Here is a 17,958-nt window from a genome sequence, read left to right as displayed (position 1 = left end):
CATGACTGCCATCCAAACTGAAACAACCGTCGATTCCTCTCCAGAGACCACGGTGGAGCACGTGCTCACCCTCGACTGTCCCGAAGGTCCCGGAATCGTGCACGCTGTGTCCGGCTTCCTGCTGGAACACGGCTGCGACATCATCGACAACAAGCAGTTCGGTGATCGCGCTGAGGGCCACTTCTTCATGCGGGTCCACTTCGCGTCGACCGGTGATGAATCCACTGTTGACGAGCTTCGTTCTGCGTTTTCTCCCGTTGGCGAGAAGTACGGCATGAACTGGCAACTGGAGCAACAGGGCTACAAGCGCCGCGTGCTGATCATGGTCTCCAAGTTCGGGCACTGCCTGAATGACCTCTTGTTCCGCGCACGGATCGGGGAGCTTCCCATCGATGTGGTGGGCGTCGTCTCCAACCACACAGACCACCAGGGTTTGGCGGAGTGGCACGGGATCCCGTTCTTCCATGTCCCTGTCACGGCTGCCACCAAGCCCGCGGCCGAGGGCCGCCTGCTGGAGATCATCGACGAACTGGACGTGGAACTCATTGTCCTGGCCCGGTACATGCAGGTCCTCAGCGACGATCTGGCACGCAAGCTGGATGGCCGCGCCATCAACATCCACCACTCGTTCCTGCCTAGCTTCAAGGGCGCCAAGCCCTACCACCAGGCATACGCGCGTGGAGTGAAAACTGTGGGCGCCACCGCCCACTACGTGAACGGCGAGTTGGACGAAGGTCCCATCATCGCCCAGCAGGTAGTGGAAGTGGACCACACGTTCGGGCCGGACGATCTCGTAGCCGCCGGCCGGGACACCGAGTGCAAGGCCCTCAGCAACGCCGTTCGCTGGCACTGCGAGGGGCGGATCATCCTGAATGGGAACAGGACGATCGTGCTGAAGTAGGGCCCTGCAAGCACCCCTTTCGATGGTTCCCTGCGCAGACGCTGTTGCGAACGGCGGTGTGTGCAGGGAACCATCGAATTGGCGTTTAAGGACCTACAACCGAGCCAGTCGCGTTGCCAGATGCAGCGCAGCCAGCCTGCCGGTTCCCCGCGGATCCCCGCCACACAGTTCAAAGATCCGTTGGAGCCTGTGATGCAGGGACTGCCTTTCCAGGTGCAGTTCTCTCGCAGCCTGGGCAGTGTTGCACCCGGTATCCAGCCAGACGGCCAGGGTCCGCATCAGTTCGGACTTCTTCAAGCGATCATGCTCGACGACGGCACCCAGCTGCCGCTGTACGAACCCTTCACGCGTGGCCGGGTCCAGCGACTCTTGGGCAAGGAGCTCCACGGCCAGCGTGTCAGCGTCCACGACACCGCCGCCGGCCGAGGGCAAATCCAGCGCGCGACGCGCCTCAGCCAAGGACCACGGCGCCTCACCGATTCCCCTGCCCAAAGGTCCGACGGCCACCAAGGACCCAGCCGGCACCTCCAGCTGACGCAGTGATTCCATGAGCGCACGCCGGGTGGCCGCCCCATCCCCCGCCGCACCTCCGGCCAACGACGCGAGTGCGATCAGTTCCGCATTGTTGGCGTAGCTGGCGCTGTGCGGCACACCTTCACGAAGCAGCGCGTCCACTGCCGGACGAAGATGCCCGGCGCCGGTTGACCGAATCACTACCGCCGCCACCGCGCCCTTAGCTGGGAAACCCGAGGCCGGTCCGAGCTGCTGCAGCTGCCACTGCTGGCTCCCGGAATTGATGGCACGCATGAGCTCGATGCCCGCCAACTCCTTCAGCCCGGGCGGCATGCGTTGCAGCAACGCCAGCCCGAGGATGTCCACGGAACGTTCGCCCGCCACCCGCGCGAGGCCGCCATCGCCGTCGTCGGGCATGTGCAGTTCAAGTCTCGCGGCGAGGACGCCGCGCACCGGCACATCCACCGTGGTGACGGTGCCACGGTGGTCGAACGATCCGGCGGCACCCAGGGTGAGGCCCGACGGTGAGACCAGCCTGGCGCTGGCACCTGTCCTTTCAGACAAAACAGCCAGGAGTTGGTCGAGCCCGCCCCCGTGGGCAAGTTCGGCGGCCATCGCGTGGCTTGCCTGGTCACCGCGCTGAAGGTGCTCCACGGATTCGCTCACCAAGAGCGAATTGATCTCCTGCATGATTCCCACGAACGGGACCACCTGGCGCAGCTCTATGACCGGCAAGCCGGCGGCCTCGGCAACCTCCAGCATGCTCGCCGGAACTTCCGGCAGTGCCGGACCAGTCTCCAGGGCCAACGCGGCGACCCCGCGGGCGGCCAGTTCGCGAACGTAGTCGGCTTGCCGCTCGGCAGTGACGCCGGCGAGAGCCTGGCCTCCACTCAGCAACAACTCGCCGCCACTGAGGAGCGGTGCGATGTCCAATACCTCGCTGGAGTGCACCCAACGGACGGGCCGGTTCAGCGCTTCCGGCACGTTATTAAGGAACCGGGGTTCTGCGGATTTGAGACTTTGGTACTCCAAAGCCGCACCCAACTCTATGGACATGACACTCCGTATTGTTGTTCAGCATTTGATTATACACATCGTATCTTGTTGCTGTGATGCGAGGCACATACGCTGAAAGAGTCCCTTTCAAACACGGAGGCTCTCCCCATGCAAGACAACCTCTCCCCTGCGCCTTCAAGCCCATCGCAGTCAGGTCCGGCAACGGCGCCGGGTCATGACAGCGAAGCCTGGCTTCAGCCCATCCCCGAAGCAGACCGTACCCGCAAAGTCTCCGGACAATTCTGGATCTGGGCGGGCGCCAACCTCGCACCTATCAACTGGGTGCTCGGCGCCCTTGGCATCCACCTCGGCCTCGGTTTCGCTGACACAGTGATCGTCCTGGTCCTGGGTAACCTGATCGGCATGCTGCTGTTCGGCTGCTTCGTTCTCCTTGGCCAGAAGACCGGCGCCACTGGCATGGTGCTCGCCCGCGCCGCTTTCGGTCGTCAAGGCAACTACCTCCCGGCCGCCATCCAAGCCCTGCTGGTGATCGGTTGGTGCGCAGTCAACACCTGGATCATCCTGGACCTGGTCATGGCCCTGTTCGGAACCCTTGGCTGGGTGGATCCCGACGCCAAGAACTACGCCTGGAAGATCGGCGTCGCCACGGCCATCATGGCAGCGCAGGTTGCCATCGCCTGGTTCGGCTACAAGGCCATTGCAGCCTTTGAGAAGTGGACGGTCCCGCCCACCATCATCATTCTGGCCGTCATGTCTTGCGTGGCATGGTTCGGCATGAAGATCGACTGGGGCTATGCAGGACCCGCAGGCAACATCCTCGAGGGGTCCGAGCGCATCGCCGCCATGAGCGCAGTGATGACCGCCATCGGCATCGGCTGGGGCATTACCTGGTTCACGTACGCCGCCGACTACTCCCGCTTCGTCAGCACTTCGGTTCCCAAGCGCAGGGTCTACCTCGCCTCGGTTCTCGGCCAGTTCATCCCCGTAGTGTGGTTGGGCGTCCTCGGCGCAAGCCTGGCCACCAACAGCGGCGAGATCGACCCCGGAAAACTGATCGTCCAGAACTTCGGCGTCCTGGCCCTCCCCGTCCTCCTCATGGTGCTGCACGGCCCCATCGCCACCAACATCCTGAACATCTACACCTTCTCCGTGGCCACCCAAGCCCTGGACATCAAGATCAGTCGCCGCAAACTCAACCTGTTCGTCGGCGTCTTCTCGCTCATTGCCGTCGTATTCTTCATCTTCCAGGAGGACTTCGCCGCGGTGCTCGACGCCTGGCTGATCGGGCTGGTCGCCTGGGTGGCCGCCTGGGGTGGCGTCATGCTGGTGCACTACTTCTGGCTGGAAAAGCGCTGGCCCGCCAAGGTTGACCGTCTCTTCGATGCCGTGGGAACGCACCGCCTGCCCGTCATCAACTGGGCCGGAATCGTGTCCCTCCTGGTGGGGATCTTTTCCACCTGGCTGTTCATGTACGGACTGGTTCCTGCCATGCAAGGCCCCATCGCCGTGGCCCTCGGCGGCTGGGACCTTTCGTGGCTGGCTGGTGGCCTCACCAGCGCTGCGAGTTACGCAGTCCTCGGCCCGCGGGCACACAAGAAATACCTTCTAGCGGATTCGAACCACGTCTCTGTCACGCAGCCGGCCGCACCCGCTCCCGTAGTTTCCGAAAGGACCACAGCATGAACCAGCCCGCTTTCGCTGATTCGCTCCACCCGATCACGTGGCCGCAGGGCTACCAAGCTGCAGCGTCCTTCACTTTCGACGTCGACGCAGAGTCCTGCACCATCGCGCACGATCCTTCCAGCACCCGGCGCATGTCCCTCATGAGCCACCAGTCGTATGGCCCCAAGATCGCGGTGCCGCGCTTGCTTCAGATCCTGGACCGCCAGGACATCAAGGGGACGTTCTTCGTTCCGGGCTTCACGGCGGAAAGCTACCCGGATGTCGTCCGCAGGATCGCTGATGCAGGGCACGAGGTCGCCCACCACGGCTACCTTCACGAGCCAATGCAGGGCATCGACGCTGCAACCGAGGCCAGTTACCTGGACCGGGGACTCGAAGCTCTGGCCAACGTCGCGGGGATCCGGCCAGTTGGTTATCGGGCACCTTGGTGGGAGTTGAACTGGCAGTCGCCGGCACTCCTTGCGGATCGCGGCTTCCTTTATGATTCAAGCCTGCTCGACGGCGATGCCCCCTACCGCATGGCGGTCGCCGAGGGCGATTCCCGGGACATCGTGGAGATCCCCGTGGACTGGGCATTGGATGACTGGGAGCAGTACGGGTTCTACCCGGGAGTCACCGGCAGCGGGGTCATCGAGAGCCCGGCCAAGGCGCTGGAAATGTGGACCCTCGAAGCTCAGGCCCACCACTCCCAGGGCAGCTGCTTCGTCCTGACCAACCACCCGTTCATTTCAGGCCGACCGTCCCGTGCCGTCGCCTTGGAGCAGCTGATCGAGAGGGTCAAGGAGCTGGACGGCATGTGGGTCACCACGCTGGCTGAGATTGCGCAGCACACCAAGGACACCGTGCAGGAAATCCACACCCACGCGCGAATCGAGGTTCCACTGTTCCCGGGAGCCGGCGCAAGCTTCCGCCCCGCGCAGGTCCACGTCCCCGCGCACCACTAGCCCTCCCGTCGAGATGGCATTTCACCCCCATGTTGAACGGCAACATGGGGGTGAGCTGCCATCTCGACGAAGGGTTTTTGGGGGTTTAGCCGTTCACGGCGTTGATCCAGACGCCGATGATCCACGTACTGGCCGCAGCACAGGCGAGTCCGAACTCCACCAGGATGCCGATGCCGGTCGCTTTTAGCGCAGCGCCGCTCGAACGCACAGCTGCACGGAAGTCACGGGTCCGCTGGACTTCACTGAGGAGAAGTCCGACGGCGAACCCAACAAAGAGCCCCACCACGGGAATGACGAACATTCCCACAACACCCAGGACCACGCCGATCAGCACAGACCTGTTGGGGATACCGTGCTGTTTCAGTTTCCTTCCGGTGAGCACGGCACTGGCCGCCATTCCCGCCACCACGAACACCATTCCGACGGCGAAGATCACCCAGCCGAGCGGACCTGCACCTCCCCAGATGGCCCAGGCCAGCAGGCTCGCGCCAATGAGGATGCTCCCGGGAAGTACGGGAATGATGGTTCCGGCGACACCTACCGCAATGGCCAGGCCGCACAGGATGGTCACGATAAGTTCGGCATTCATGGCCCCAAGTCTATGGGCCGCTTGGCCGGCCAGCGGCGCAGCCAGACCGGCTTAACCACAAACGACGGCGACGCTCCCCAGCAGGGGAAGCGTCGCCGTCGTTGGTTCGAAGTCGGTAACCGCTATTCAGTCACTGCGGCAGCGACTGCCGCGGTGACGGCCGGCGCCACTCGGGCGTCCAGCGGGCTCGGCACGATGTAGTCCGCCGAGAGGTCTTCTGCGGCCAGTTCAGCGATGGCGTTGGCTGCGGCGATCTTCATGGCCGGCGTGATGCGGCGGGCCTTGGCGTCGAGTGCGCCGCGGAAGATGCCGGGGAAGGCCAGCACGTTGTTGATCTGGTTCGGGAAGTCGCTGCGGCCGGTGGCAACTACTGCTGCATACTTCCGGGCGACCTCGGGGAGAACCTCGGGGTCCGGGTTGGACAGGGCGAACACGATCGACTGGTCGTTCATGAGCTTCAGGTGTTCTTCGTCCAACTTGGAAGAGGAGACGCCCACAAAGACGTCGGCTCCCGTCAGACCTTCACCCGGACCACCGGTGATGCCGCGCGGGTTGGTCCGCTGGGCCATACGGGCCTTGACGCTTCCGGGGTCGGCCACGAGGTCGGCACGGTCAGCGTTGACCACGCCCTTGGAGTCGAGCAGGATGACGTCCTTGATGCCAACAGCAAGGAGAATCTCGGCAATGGCGATGCCTGCGGCACCTGCGCCGGAGACAACAACTCTGAGGCCGGTGAGTTCGCGCTGAGTCACCTTGGCAGCATTGGTCAGGGCGGCAAGAACTACGACGGCGGTGCCGTGCTGGTCATCGTGCATGACCGGGCAGTCCAAGGCTTCGATCAGGCGCTCTTCGAGTTCGAAGCAGCGCGGAGCCGAGATGTCCTCAAGGTTCACGGCGCCGAAGCTCGGCCGGAGACGGACCAGGGTCTCGATGATCTCGTCCACGTCGGTGGTGTTGAGCACCAGCGGGATGGAGTCGAGATCGCCGAAGGACTTGAACAGGGCCGACTTTCCCTCCATGACCGGCAATGAGGCGCTGGGGCCAATGTTGCCAAGACCCAGAACGGCTGTGCCATCGCTGACCACAACAACAAGGCGTTCAGCCCAGGTGTGCGTGCGGGCAAGTTCGGGATTGGAGTGGATGGCGCGGCTGACCTGGGCGACGCCCGGGGTGTATGCGATGGAAAGGTCCCGCTTGTTATTGAGCGGAACGGTGCTGGAGATGGTGAGCTTGCCGCCTTCGTGTGCCGCGAAGATCTCTTCTTCGCTCAGTACCAGGGCATCGTTATCAGTTGCAATTGTCTCAATGGACACGTCTTTGTCTCCTCAGGCTAGCCGTGAACCCACGGCACGATTCGGGCAGGAACAGAACTGCTGGTGCGGACCAAGGGTGACTGGTCCGGCATTGCTTCTGCAGATAGGGGGCTGCTAGCCGCTTCGGTGTTTCCAGCCTAGGGAAGCGCCGAGGGTACAAGATTCAATACCAAGAGAGACGATTCGAGAGTAAAACGTTCAACCAGCTATAAATGTGATCTACATCATTCCAAAAAACGTGTTCTGACGCCATGCCGGTCTAGACCAGCAGGACTTTCACTCCTCGCCAGTGAGGAGCGTGCACGCTTTCTTGAGATCCTTCTCGGCCTCAAACAGAGATAGCCTGCGACAGCGGACGGCTTGTACCAACCCGCTCACCAGGTGCAACAGGATCCGGGCCCTGACGGCGTCCTTCCCGGGGTCCCTGCTCAGCGACCCAACCACTTCCTCGGACAGGGCATCTATTTCCCGCAGTAGCTGCGCAGTGTCATCGTCCTTGCCCGCGGGCCGGATGAGGCAGTGCTCCACTCCCGGCTGCATGACCCTCAGATGGAAAATCTCCATCATCAAACCGGCGAGGGCGTGGCCTTTGCCTTCCCGCAATCGGACGCCGTCGCGGAGTTCCCGCAGCTGCTGCCGATAGACGGCCAGCATGAGGTGGGCAGTAGAGGGAAAGTAGCGGTAGAGCGTGCCAAGTGGAATGTCAGCGCGGGCGGCAACGTCAGACAAGCTCAAGGTATCGAATTGCCGCTGGGCAAATCCTTCGGCAGTCTTCAGGATGCGGGCATAGCGCAGCTGCTGCCGCGGCGTGGTGGGTGCGGCGGCCATACGGGGCAGCCCCGTGGTCAGGTCAAGGGAGTAGGGTTCCAGTGAGTTTGATGCGGGCATTTCCGGCGATCTCTTGGCAGGCTGACAAGGAAACGGCCGGCTGGGTCAAGGACCGCGGCTGGCCGATCGCATCAATGATACGGGAGCAAAATGACCGTTTGCTGAGAGCTCCCTTTGCACCCATGAGCCACGCCGTTCCCGGCTATCGACCCTGCAGACACATACACTTCATGCAGGTTTGATGGCGCACCGGGAGGAACACGCATGGGGACATTACGACGTCGGATTGCAGCCGCGCTGCTGACCGCCACTGTGGCGGCCATGGCACTTAGTCCGCTACCGGCGTCGGCCGCGCCCAGCAACGGACCAGACCCCATACTCAACGGCGAAGCGTTTGTGGGCAAAAAGCTGACCGCTGACATAGGTGCCTACACTTTTTATAGCTGCGGGGGTGGCAAAGGCCCGGACTTCACGGTGTACTGGACCCGGGATGGCTTCCTCGTGGCCGGCGAAACAACCCGGAGCTACCTCCTTGAGCCCGATGACACAGGCGCCCGGATGGCCGCCCACGTCACGGCCAGCAGAACGGCCTGCGGTGGAGAATCCCTGCACAGCAACGAAACCAAGCCTGTTGGCGCCGTGAACCGGGCGGCAGGATTCACGGGACGCAGCTTCGAACTGTTGACCCGCGCTAATGACGGCTCGCTACTGCTCTACGGGCGAAATGGCAGTGTCTGGGACCCTGCCCGAACAGTGGGATATGGCTTCAACATCTTCAACACGGCATTCTCCCCGGGCGATTTCGACGGCGACGGCAAAAGCGACGTGATCGTGCGCGACTCCGTCGGCGGGCTCTACCTCTTCGGCGGAGACGGGGCCGGGGGATGGAAACCGGCCAAGTCAATCGGCAATGGATGGAACGTGTTCGACTCCATCATCGGCCCGGGCGACTTCAACGGTGATGGCCACAACGACGTCCTGGCAAGAGAACCCGGCGGCGCCCTTTACCTCTACCCGGGCAATGGCGCCGGCGGATGGTTGGCTCGAACCGCCGTCGGGACCGGCTGGAACGTTATGGACGCATTGGCAACCCCTGGCGACTTCAATGGCGACGGCAATGTGGACATCCTGGCGCGTGACCGCAGTGGGTACCTGTTCTTTTACGGAGGCAACGGCGCAGGCGGCTGGTCACGGTCCTGGATGATCGGCGTCGGATGGAACGCGCTCAGGTTCATAGGCGGCGCCGGCGACTTCAACGGGGACGGCTTCCCCGATGTTTACGGGGTGGACCAGCAGGGCCGCTTGCTTGCCTACTACAGCGACGGAAAGACCGGCTGGAAGGGCACCGAGGTTGTAGGCGCAGGCTTTGGATGGTTCACAGCAATCTTCTAGGAAAATCCCAGACGCGGTACCATTAACCGCATAAAGTCTGGGGAGGACACAATGTTTGCTTCATCACGCCCTACGTCCGGCATGCGCCGGGCAATTGCCGGAGTAGCGGCTGCGATCTTTGCAGCAGTAGTACTTGCCCCCGCTCCCGCCATGGCCAACATGGACCCTGAACCTCCAGTAATTACAGGCGCTCCTTATGTTGGTTCCACGCTGACAGTTTCATGGGATCCTATGGCCTATAAGGGCTGCGCCCAGGCCTCCGGGCCCGATACACGCATCTACTGGACTCGCGACGGCGAGTTGGCCGCCGACCATACAACCTGGCCCCACTACCTCCTCGGCGAAGAAGACCGCGGCAAAACCATCGCAGCGCACCTGGTGGCAAACCATCCCTGCGAGGGCCTGGAAGTTGCCAGCGAGGAAACTGCACCGATTTCCGCTTCGAACCGCCCCAATGGCTTCACCAGCCGCGGCGCATTCGAACTCCTGGCCCGCCGCAGCGACGGCGCCTTGGTGATGTACCCGCGCGTGTTCAACAGCTGGGAACCGGCACGGACCGTCGGCGCCGGCTGGAACATCTTCCCCACAGTGCTCTCCCCCGGCGACTTCGACGGCGACGGCAGCAACGACGTCCTGGGTCGGGACTCGGCCGGCGGGCTTTACCTGTACAGCGGCGATGGTTCAGGCGGCTGGAACGGTCCCAGGAAAGTCGGCACCGGTTGGAACATCTTCACGTCGTTGGTGGCCCCCGGGGACTTCAACAGCGATGGCACCAACGACATCCTGGCCCGCGATGCCAACGGAATTCTTTACCTCTACCCCGGGGACGGGGAGGGCGGATGGCTGCCCAGGTCCGTGGCCGGCCAAGGCTGGAACGCCCTGAACGCGATCATCACCCCCGGCGACTTCGACGGCGACACAAACGTTGACATCCTGGCCCGGGACGCTTCCGGCTACCTGAGGCTCTACAGCGGAAACGGCATCGGTGGCTGGAACGGCATGACCGTTGTTGGTCAAGGCTGGAACGGCATGAGCAAGATCGGCAGCGCAGGCGACATCAACGCCGACGGCAGCCTCGACGTCTTTGCCGTGGACGGCTCAGGCCAACTGCGCGCCTACTACGGCAACGGCAATGCCGGCTGGGCTGGTGCTGAAGTGGTGGGCTGGGGCTGGGGCGGGTTCACGGACCTGTTTTAGGTCTATGCGACGCTCTTGATCTTCACCACGAACACTGCTCCCAACAGACCAATCACCGCGGCGGCTACGTATAGCGAGACGTAGCCGCCCAAGTTCTTGACAAAGAGAAAGGCGATGGCTGGAGCCAAAACCTGCGGCAGCGAGTTGGCGATATTGATGACCCCAAGGTGCCTTCCTCGATCCATGGCGGCGGGCAGGACCTCCGTGATCAGGGCGAAGTCCACAGCCAAGTAGGCTCCGAATCCGATCCCCAGCACCGTTGCTCCTGCAATCGCACCGATCCAGGTAGGCGCAAAAGCAAGAATCAGCGAGGCCGCAGCGATGATGGCGGACGAGGCGATAACCAAGGGCTTTCGCTTGCCCATCCCGTCGCTCAGCCGCCCGCCTAGGACGCTGGTGATGATGACTGTGACCGCATACAGCCCTGTGACGACCAAGACCCCGAACTCCGGCTCAATTCCTTCCGTCTCCTTGAGCCGGACTGCGTCGCTGAGAAAGTAGAGCAAGTAGATCGTCACCATGTGATTGCCCGTGCTGACCAGGAATCTGGTCAGCCAGGCCCAAGCGAAATCGGGGTAGCGCTTAGGCGAAACCCAGAAGCCCTGGAGGAATTTCACCATTTTGAAAGCGGGACGCTCGCCGGGCGGCAGGGGCTGATCGTCGCTTTTCAGCAGGTAAAGCACGACGCCGGCCAGCAGCGCCGCGGCGCATACCCAGTAACCGGCGGCAAAGTCTCCGGCTACGACGGCAGCAATTATTGCTCCAACAAGGATGCCCACGGTCTGACCCATGGCTGCCAGGCCGCCCACAGTTCCGCGCTGCGGCACGGGAACACGGTCCGGTATAGCAGCGAAGATCGCCGCGTACATGGCGTTCGCTCCCGCCTGCACCAGACACCAAAGCACCGTCATGGCTGCGACGTTGGGAGCGCCGGCCAAGGCAACAAGGGCCACCGCCCCCAGAATGGCGCCCATCAGGACCCAAGGGACACGGCGTCCAAATCGCGACGTCGTGCGATCGCTGAAGGCGCCAAACAAGGGATTCGCAACCATGGAAACAGCGGCACCACAGCCAGTGACCAAAGCAAGGATTGCTTCCTTTTGGCCTTCATCGAAGTGGGCCGCCTGCTGTCCGAGAAGAACTTGGAGGGGGCCAAAGAACGCTGCGTTGATGCCAAGGTTGACCAGAACAACGCCGGTGACCCAGATCGGCCGAACCCGGGTAACAGGTTCAGCCAGTGCCGTTGCCGTAGCTCCTCGGACTACGGCTGGATCCGGCACCGGGCCCGGTAGATCGGACAAGCTCATAGCAGGTTCCCCCTCATTTCAATGTTTGGACTCAGCCTAGCGCGGTGGAGCGACACTGAACCGCCGTCACACCTTTTTCCACATAGGCCGAAACATCTCCTGCGGCAGCCGTGACGCACACGTTAGTGTGGCCTCAAACCGATAGAGGAGCAGCACTATGAGCGAGCAAGTAAATACCGCCGATCTCTACGACGAACGCGGCGAGGAACTGGAGTCCATCGCTGTTCAGTTTCAGAATTTGGGTGGCCACACACACTTCAGTGGGCCTGTCCGCACTATTCGATGCTTCGAGGACAACGCCCTGGTGAAGACCGTCCTGAGCACTCCCGGGGACGGAGCCGTTCTGGTCATTGACGGCCAGGGGTCGCTGAGGACTGCACTCATGGGTGACATGATCGCGGAAAGTGCCGTAGCAAACGGCTGGGCCGGAGTGGTAATCAACGGAGCCATTCGCGACCGCGAGGCCATCGCCCGCCTCCCCCTGGGCGTCAAAGCTCTGGGCAGCAACCCAAAAAAGAGTGCCAAGACCGGAGTGGGCGAGGTGGACGTTCAACTAGTGATCGATCGCGTGCGGATCCAGCCCGGCGTGATGATTTTCTGCGACACGGACGGCATTTTGGTGGAGCGCTAAACCTTTTGAAGGCGCCGACTTGGAAGAAAAGTCGAAGAAACATTCTCTCGGGGGGAATCAATCGGGCCGTAAGATAGTTACTGAAAGCAACTATCCTGCTTATCCCACTTTTCTGCCACCTCTGGAGAAGATATGTCCAAAACTGCGCCCATACGGGCCGCCGGTGAGGTCCTGACGCATCGTCAGACACTCACCGTCATGGTGGGGCTCATGCTCGGCATGTTCCTGTCCTCGCTGGATCAAACCATCGTGTCCACGTCCATCTACACCATTGCCAATGATCTCGATGGCCTGTCCCTCCAGGCGTGGGCCACCACGGCGTACCTCATCACATCGACGGTAAGCACCCCGCTCTACGGCAAGCTCAGCGATATATTCGGCCGCCGCCCGCTCTACCTGGTGGCCATTGTGATCTTCCTGATTGGCTCCCTTTACGCGGGCTCGGTCCACTCCATGACGGAGCTCGCCATTGCCCGCGGCATCCAAGGCCTCGGCGCCGGTGGCCTGCTGGCATTGGCGCTGACCATCATCGGTGACATCGTGGCGCTGAAGGACAGGGCGAAGTACCAGGGCTACTTCATGTCAGTCTTCGGTATTTCATCCGTCCTCGGCCCGGTCATCGGCGGGGCCTTCGCGGGCTCGGCCAACATCCTGGGCTTCGAAGGTTGGCGCTGGGTCTTCTTCATCAACCTCCCCATCGGGCTCGCCGCCCTTGTAGTTGTCTTCATGTACCTTCACCTGCCGGCACGGCACGTGAAGCAAAAGATCGACTACTGGGGTGCGGCGGCAATCACGCTGGCGATTGTGCCCCTGCTGCTGGTTGCAGAACAGGGCCGCGTTTGGGGTTGGGCCTCCGGCGCATCCTGGCTCTGCTATGGACTTGGCGTGATCGGCATTGTGGCGTTCCTGCTCGCCGAGAAGCGTGCCGGGGACTACGCATTGATCCCGCTGCGTCTTTTCAAGAACACCACTTTCGGGTTGTCCTCGCTGCTGAACTTCATCATCGGCATAGGCATGTTCGGCGCAATCGCAATGCTGCCTATGTACCTGCAGCTCGTGAAGGGGCTGACTCCTACCGAGGCTGGCCTGATGATGATCACGTTTACCGTAGGCATCCTCTTCGGGTCGATCTCTGCCGGCCGAACCATCTCCTCATCCGGCGTATACCGGATCTTCCCGATCCTGGGCACGGCCATCCTGGCCGCTGCAGCCACCGTCATGGGTTTGGTGCTCGGCGTCGATACCGGCCTGTGGGTTCCCGGCCTGATAGCAGTGTTCTTCGGCGTCGGATTGGGCTTCTGCATGCAGCCGCTCACGCTCGCAATGCAGGTGTCCGTCCCGCCCAAGGACATGGGCGTAGGCACTTCCACTGCGGCGTTCTTCCGTTCCATGGGCGGGGCTGTGGGAACGGCAGTGTTCATTTCCATGTTGTTCAGCACGGCGGCCGACAAGATCGCCGAAGGCATGAAGACCGCCGCTTCCAGCCCTGACTACCAAGCCGTGATGACGGACCCGGCTGTGGCATCGGACCCGGCAAACGCCAAGCTCTTCGACTTCTTCAAGAATGGCGCCAACAACGAATCGCTGAACGACACCAGCTGGCTTCACACGGCCAACAGCACACTGACACGGCCCATCACTGAAGGCTTTGCCCAAGCGATCGATATCGTCATGCTCACGGCTGCGGGGCTCATGCTGATTGCCTTCCTGATCAGCTTCGCCCTGCCCAACAAGAAGCTGACGGATCCCAAGGCCGCTGCCAAGGAATCCGTTCCGGCGCACTGATACCTGGACAGATTGAGCCGGCTACTAAAGACCTGGTTCATAGACAAACGGCTCATTACTAGCTCGTTCGTAGAGAACGGCAGGCAGTCTCCGGACCGCCTGCCGTTTTCCTTTGGGTCATTGTAATCCGTGTAATTCGGTCGACAGCTTCTAGTACGAACCTTTTACTTCCAGTACGAACCCTTTATGAGCTCGATGGCCATCTCCAGGTCAACGCGAAGGTCTCGATCCTCCACATCGGACGGCAGCGTGAAACCTGCCTGCATCATCGCGCGCAGCCGTGCGCTGGCGAACTCTTCGGGTCGCCGCCCCTGCAGCCGCAGGGCACGGGAAGCGCAAACAAGCTCGACGGCGGCAACGGTGGCCAGTGCGTCCGCCGTCGATTCCAACTGGGCGGTGGCCACGCTTGCGAAGCTTGCATCTTCCTCAGCCCCGAGTGACAGCACCACCGTCTGCAGGCTTGCCGGCTGGGCGTTGGCCCGAATCCGGCCGACGGCGGCAGCAGCCACATATTCGAGCATCATCACCCCTGACTGACCTGAACCGTCCTCAGCCAGGAAGGGGTGCAGGCCCGTGTATTTCGGGTCGCAAAGGAGGTCGATCCTCCGAAGGTGAGTGGCGCACGCCGCGCCGATGGCCAGCTGCAGCGTATCCACGCGGCGGGCAAGGTTAGTCATCTGGAAGAGCCCGTGGTGAGCGACGTCGTTCGTGCCATCGGACGGCGAGCCGTGAACGAGCGGATTCTCATTGCCCACTGTGACAAGACGGGTCAGCAGAGCATGCAAGCCCGCGAGTTCCTCGGCTTGGGAACCAAAAATCTGCGGCAAGGTCCGCAAGCAGTATGGATCCTGAATGCGGGCAGGCTCGCCGCTGCCGTGAACCATGCCATGGAACATCGTTGCGGCCGAGGCCACCTCTGGGGTATCCGCAGCCGCCGCTACCGCGGGGCTCAGGGCTTCGGAGTTGCCGGACATCGCAATGAAGGACAGTGCAGCCGATGACGCTGCGTTGTCCAAGAGACTCGACAGTTTTTGCTGAGCCAGGATTGCTTGACCAATAGTCAGCGCACTGGAGCTGATGAACGGAAGGGCATCGGCAGTTGCCCACGCCGTTAGGCGAACGGGAACGTTACCGCCACCCAATGGCTGGCGTTCGCCCAGCAAAGTGAGCGCCGTACCGGCCAATGCCTGCAGGTCCGCAGTTCCGATGCCACCGAACTCCCGGATTTCCGGAACGACATCGCTATTGATGAGTTCCACCAATTGTTCGGCAATGGAGGGGTTGATCCCAGATCCGCCGGCCGCCAATTGGCTGAGCCTGACAACCAACATCGCACGAACGGTCCTGCGATCCAGTGCTCTGCCCGCATCCACAGCATGGCTGCGCAGAAGCTTCAGCCCGTGAGTATCCCGGCCCTCGGCTGCCGTCAGCGACACGGTGCGGTTCGCTCCAACGCCGGTCGATCGGCCGTAGACCGGACGCCGCAATGCCGTAGCTTCAGCAGACTTCCGCGATTCGTCCATTCGGACCAAAGCTTCCGGAGCCAGCACGACGTCTTCGCCGTCGGCTACTGCGACGACATCGGCCAAGTCCAGCGTCGAGCCATCAATCGTGACCATAAACCGGTCCTTTCCAGTCAGTTTCCGGCACTAATCCGTTTCCGGGGCAGCGCAGTAGAAGCAGTCCTCCGGACAAGACAACTGGTTTTGTTCGACACCTGCACTATCTCGGATGTCAGGCTGGAAGACCAGTGGGGAGAGTTGTGCCGTCATCGTTCACCAAGGGTCAACTGAAACCCGTCCTCAGTGTGAAAGAGCTTCCGAATCCCTGTCCTGGAAAGGATCCAGAGAATTGTGCCATCCGCGGTTCTATCATCCACAGTCCCCCGAAACGGATTGTGGCCCCCTTTTGTCATTGTCACCCGTGTTCCGATAGCGACTGATGCCCACGTTCCCGGGCTTTCCCTGTCCATGGTGCGTTTCCTCGCTCTCCGATGCGTGTGCTGATCGTTTGTTATTCGAACTGATGCCTAGGTTGCCCCAGGACGGCCAGGCAAGAATGCGTTGCATAGCCGTCCCGGGATGTCCTTCGAGATGCAGCTAGCGCGTGCTTGCGGTCTCGTTCATGGGGATGCGGACGCCGCGTTCGTTGGCGACCTCGACGGCGCGGTCGTAGCCGGCATCGACGTGGCGGATGACGCCCATGCCGGGGTCGTTGGTCAGGAGCCGTTCGAGCTTTTCCGCGGCCAGGTCCGTGCCGTCAGCAACGGAGACCTGCCCGGCGTGCAGCGACCGGCCAATACCGACACCGCCGCCGTGATGGATCGACACCCAGGTAGCACCCGAAGAGGTGTTGATCAGGGCGTTCAGCAACGGCCAGTCAGCAACCGCGTCCGAACCATCGGCCATGGACTCGGTCTCCCGGTACGGGGACGCCACCGAGCCCGAGTCCAGGTGATCACGGCCGATCACGATCGGGGCCTTGACCTTGCCCTCCTTCACGAGCTGGTTGAACAGCAGGCCGGCCTTGGCGCGTTCGCCGTACCCAAGCCAGCAAATACGCGCCGGCAAACCCTCGAACTCCACCCGGTCCGCAGCAGCATCCAACCACTTGTGCAGGTGCTTGTTCTCCGGGAACAACTCCTTGATGGCTTTGTCCGTGACGGCAATGTCTTCCGGGTCCCCCGACAGCGCAACCCAGCGGAACGGGCCCAAACCCTCGCAGAACAACGGACGAATATAGGCCGGAACGAAGCCGGGGAACTCAAACGCCCGCTCGTACCCGCCCGTGCGTGCCTCGTCACGGATCGAGTTACCGTAATCAAACACCTCAGCACCAGCGTCCTGGAACTCCACCATCGCCTGGACCTGCCGTGCCATGGACGCCTGGGCTTTCTTGGTGAACCCTTCCGGATCCGCCGCGGCCTCAACATGCCACTCCGCCACGGTAATGCCCTCCGGCAGGTAGGACAGGGGATCATGGGCACTGGTCTGGTCCGTGACCACATCAAAGGTCACCTCCCCGGCCTTATGCCGACGCAGCAGTTCCGGGAAAACCTCCGCGGCGTTGCCCACATACCCCACAGACCAGCCGCGGCGCTCGTCCTTCGCGGCTTGGACCTTCTTGATCGCAGCATCCAAATCCGTTTCGACCTCATCCAGGTACCGCTTACCCACACGCCGACGCAGGCGGGACTCGTCGACGTCGACAATCAGGCACGCGCCGTCGTTCAACGTCACCGCCAGCGGCTGCGCCCCGCCCATGCCACCACAACCACCGGTCAACGTCAGCGTCCCGGCCAACGGGCCCTCCGTGGAACCCTCCGCGGCGGGGGCCGGGTGACGGCCCTCCGCAGCCAGCTTGTTCCCCACCGCAGCGAACGTCTCATACGTGCCCTGCAGGATGCCCTGCGTACCGATGTAAATCCACGACCCGGCCGTCATCTGCCCATACATCATCAAACCCTCAGCCTCGAGACGGCGGAACTCAGGCCACGTCGCCCAATCCCCCACCAGGTTCGAGTTCGCGAGGAGAACGCGCGGAGCCCACTCATGAGTACGGAACACACCCACCGGCTTGCCCGACTGCACCAGGAGCGTCTCATCCTTCTCCATCGTCTCCAACGTCCGGGTAATCGCATCAAACGCAGCCCACGAACGGACAGCACGACCCGTGCCCCCGTAAACCACCAGATCATCCGGACGCTCAGCAACCTCCGGATCCAGGTTATTCATCAACATGCGCAACGGCGCCTCGGTCTGCCACGACTTGGCAGTAAGCTCAGTACCCCGCGCGGCCTTAACCGGACGGGCACCAGTAGTGAAATCGGCAGTCATTCTTTACTCCTCTAAAGCAGCC

The 17,958-nt window shown here is 62.3% G+C and carries 14 protein-coding genes; 7 read left to right on the top strand and 7 right to left on the bottom strand.

Annotated elements, in window-relative coordinates; all coding sequences use genetic code 11:
• The first annotated feature begins 1 nt into the window (after window position 1).
• Window positions 2–901, top strand: coding sequence for a formyltetrahydrofolate deformylase (purU, locus tag ACZ881_RS20020; protein ID WP_091463620.1), 900 nt, complete (start codon window positions 2–4; stop codon window positions 899–901).
• A 93-nt stretch (window positions 902–994) separates the two neighbouring features.
• On the opposite strand, the gene ACZ881_RS20015 is transcribed toward purU, so the two are convergent.
• The gene (locus ACZ881_RS20015) at window positions 995–2,470 is read right to left on the bottom strand and encodes a PucR family transcriptional regulator (protein ID WP_476117739.1); all 1,476 of its coding nucleotides are present in this window, start codon (window positions 2,468–2,470) and stop codon (window positions 995–997) included.
• 108 nt (window positions 2,471–2,578) lie between these two features.
• Here ACZ881_RS20015 and ACZ881_RS20010 point away from each other — a divergent pair, with 108 nt between their 5' ends.
• Entirely contained in the window at window positions 2,579–4,114 is a 1,536-nt protein-coding gene (locus ACZ881_RS20010; RefSeq protein ID WP_474662089.1) for a purine-cytosine permease family protein, read from the top strand.
• Window positions 4,111–5,058: a polysaccharide deacetylase family protein gene (locus ACZ881_RS20005; protein WP_454812121.1), complete on the top strand. Its 948-nt coding sequence runs from the start codon at window positions 4,111–4,113 to the stop codon at window positions 5,056–5,058. Before ACZ881_RS20010 ends, ACZ881_RS20005 begins: the two co-directional genes overlap by 4 nt.
• An 85-nt stretch (window positions 5,059–5,143) precedes the next feature.
• Here the strand turns inward: ACZ881_RS20005 and ACZ881_RS20000 are convergent, their stop codons facing one another.
• From ACZ881_RS20000 to ACZ881_RS19990, 3 genes are all read right to left on the bottom strand, one after another.
• Window positions 5,144–5,647 (bottom strand): DUF456 domain-containing protein, encoded by a 504-nt coding sequence (locus ACZ881_RS20000; RefSeq protein WP_091463635.1) that lies wholly within the window; start codon window positions 5,645–5,647, stop codon window positions 5,144–5,146.
• A 122-nt stretch (window positions 5,648–5,769) separates the two neighbouring features.
• Window positions 5,770–6,960 carry an NAD(P)-dependent malic enzyme gene (locus ACZ881_RS19995; RefSeq protein WP_476117738.1) on the bottom strand — a complete coding sequence of 397 codons (1,191 nt, stop codon included), beginning with the start codon at window positions 6,958–6,960 and terminating at the stop codon, window positions 5,770–5,772.
• A 276-nt stretch (window positions 6,961–7,236) separates the two neighbouring features.
• On the bottom strand, window positions 7,237–7,848 hold the full coding sequence (locus tag ACZ881_RS19990; protein ID WP_091463639.1) for a TetR/AcrR family transcriptional regulator: 612 nt from the start codon (window positions 7,846–7,848) through the stop codon (window positions 7,237–7,239).
• A 204-nt stretch (window positions 7,849–8,052) separates the two neighbouring features.
• Here ACZ881_RS19990 and ACZ881_RS19985 point away from each other — a divergent pair, with 204 nt between their 5' ends.
• Window positions 8,053–9,180: an FG-GAP repeat domain-containing protein gene (locus tag ACZ881_RS19985; RefSeq protein WP_476117737.1), complete on the top strand. Its 1,128-nt coding sequence runs from the start codon at window positions 8,053–8,055 to the stop codon at window positions 9,178–9,180.
• Window positions 9,181–9,231: 51 nt separating this feature from the next.
• Window positions 9,232–10,377 (top strand): FG-GAP-like repeat-containing protein, encoded by a 1,146-nt coding sequence (locus tag ACZ881_RS19980; RefSeq protein ID WP_476117736.1) that lies wholly within the window; start codon window positions 9,232–9,234, stop codon window positions 10,375–10,377.
• Between the two features lie 2 nt (window positions 10,378–10,379).
• Here ACZ881_RS19980 and ACZ881_RS19975 read toward each other — a convergent pair whose 3' ends face one another.
• A complete protein-coding gene (locus ACZ881_RS19975; RefSeq protein WP_476117735.1) occupies window positions 10,380–11,684 on the bottom strand; it encodes an MFS transporter in 1,305 nt (434 codons plus the stop codon).
• Window positions 11,685–11,841: 157 nt separating this feature from the next.
• Here ACZ881_RS19975 and rraA point away from each other — a divergent pair, with 157 nt between their 5' ends.
• The gene (gene rraA / locus ACZ881_RS19970; RefSeq protein WP_054809070.1) at window positions 11,842–12,315 is read left to right on the top strand and encodes a ribonuclease E activity regulator RraA; all 474 of its coding nucleotides are present in this window, start codon (window positions 11,842–11,844) and stop codon (window positions 12,313–12,315) included.
• 132 nt (window positions 12,316–12,447) lie between these two features.
• Complete coding sequence (locus ACZ881_RS19965) at window positions 12,448–14,100, top strand: MDR family MFS transporter (protein ID WP_476117734.1); 1,653 nt, start codon at window positions 12,448–12,450, stop codon at window positions 14,098–14,100.
• A gap of 164 nt (window positions 14,101–14,264) precedes the next feature.
• Here ACZ881_RS19965 and ACZ881_RS19960 read toward each other — a convergent pair whose 3' ends face one another.
• Both ACZ881_RS19960 and ACZ881_RS19955 read right to left on the bottom strand, forming a co-directional pair.
• On the bottom strand, window positions 14,265–15,719 hold the full coding sequence (locus tag ACZ881_RS19960; RefSeq protein WP_476117733.1) for an aromatic amino acid ammonia-lyase: 1,455 nt from the start codon (window positions 15,717–15,719) through the stop codon (window positions 14,265–14,267).
• A gap of 480 nt (window positions 15,720–16,199) precedes the next feature.
• Window positions 16,200–17,936, bottom strand: coding sequence for a urocanate hydratase (locus tag ACZ881_RS19955; RefSeq protein ID WP_476117732.1), 1,737 nt, complete (start codon window positions 17,934–17,936; stop codon window positions 16,200–16,202).
• Window positions 17,937–17,958: the final 22 nt, after the last annotated feature.

The organism is Paenarthrobacter sp. TE3676 (assembly GCF_056279165.1).
Note: the sequence above shows the minus strand (reverse complement) of the source record. Positions and strands in the feature narration are given on the sequence as shown.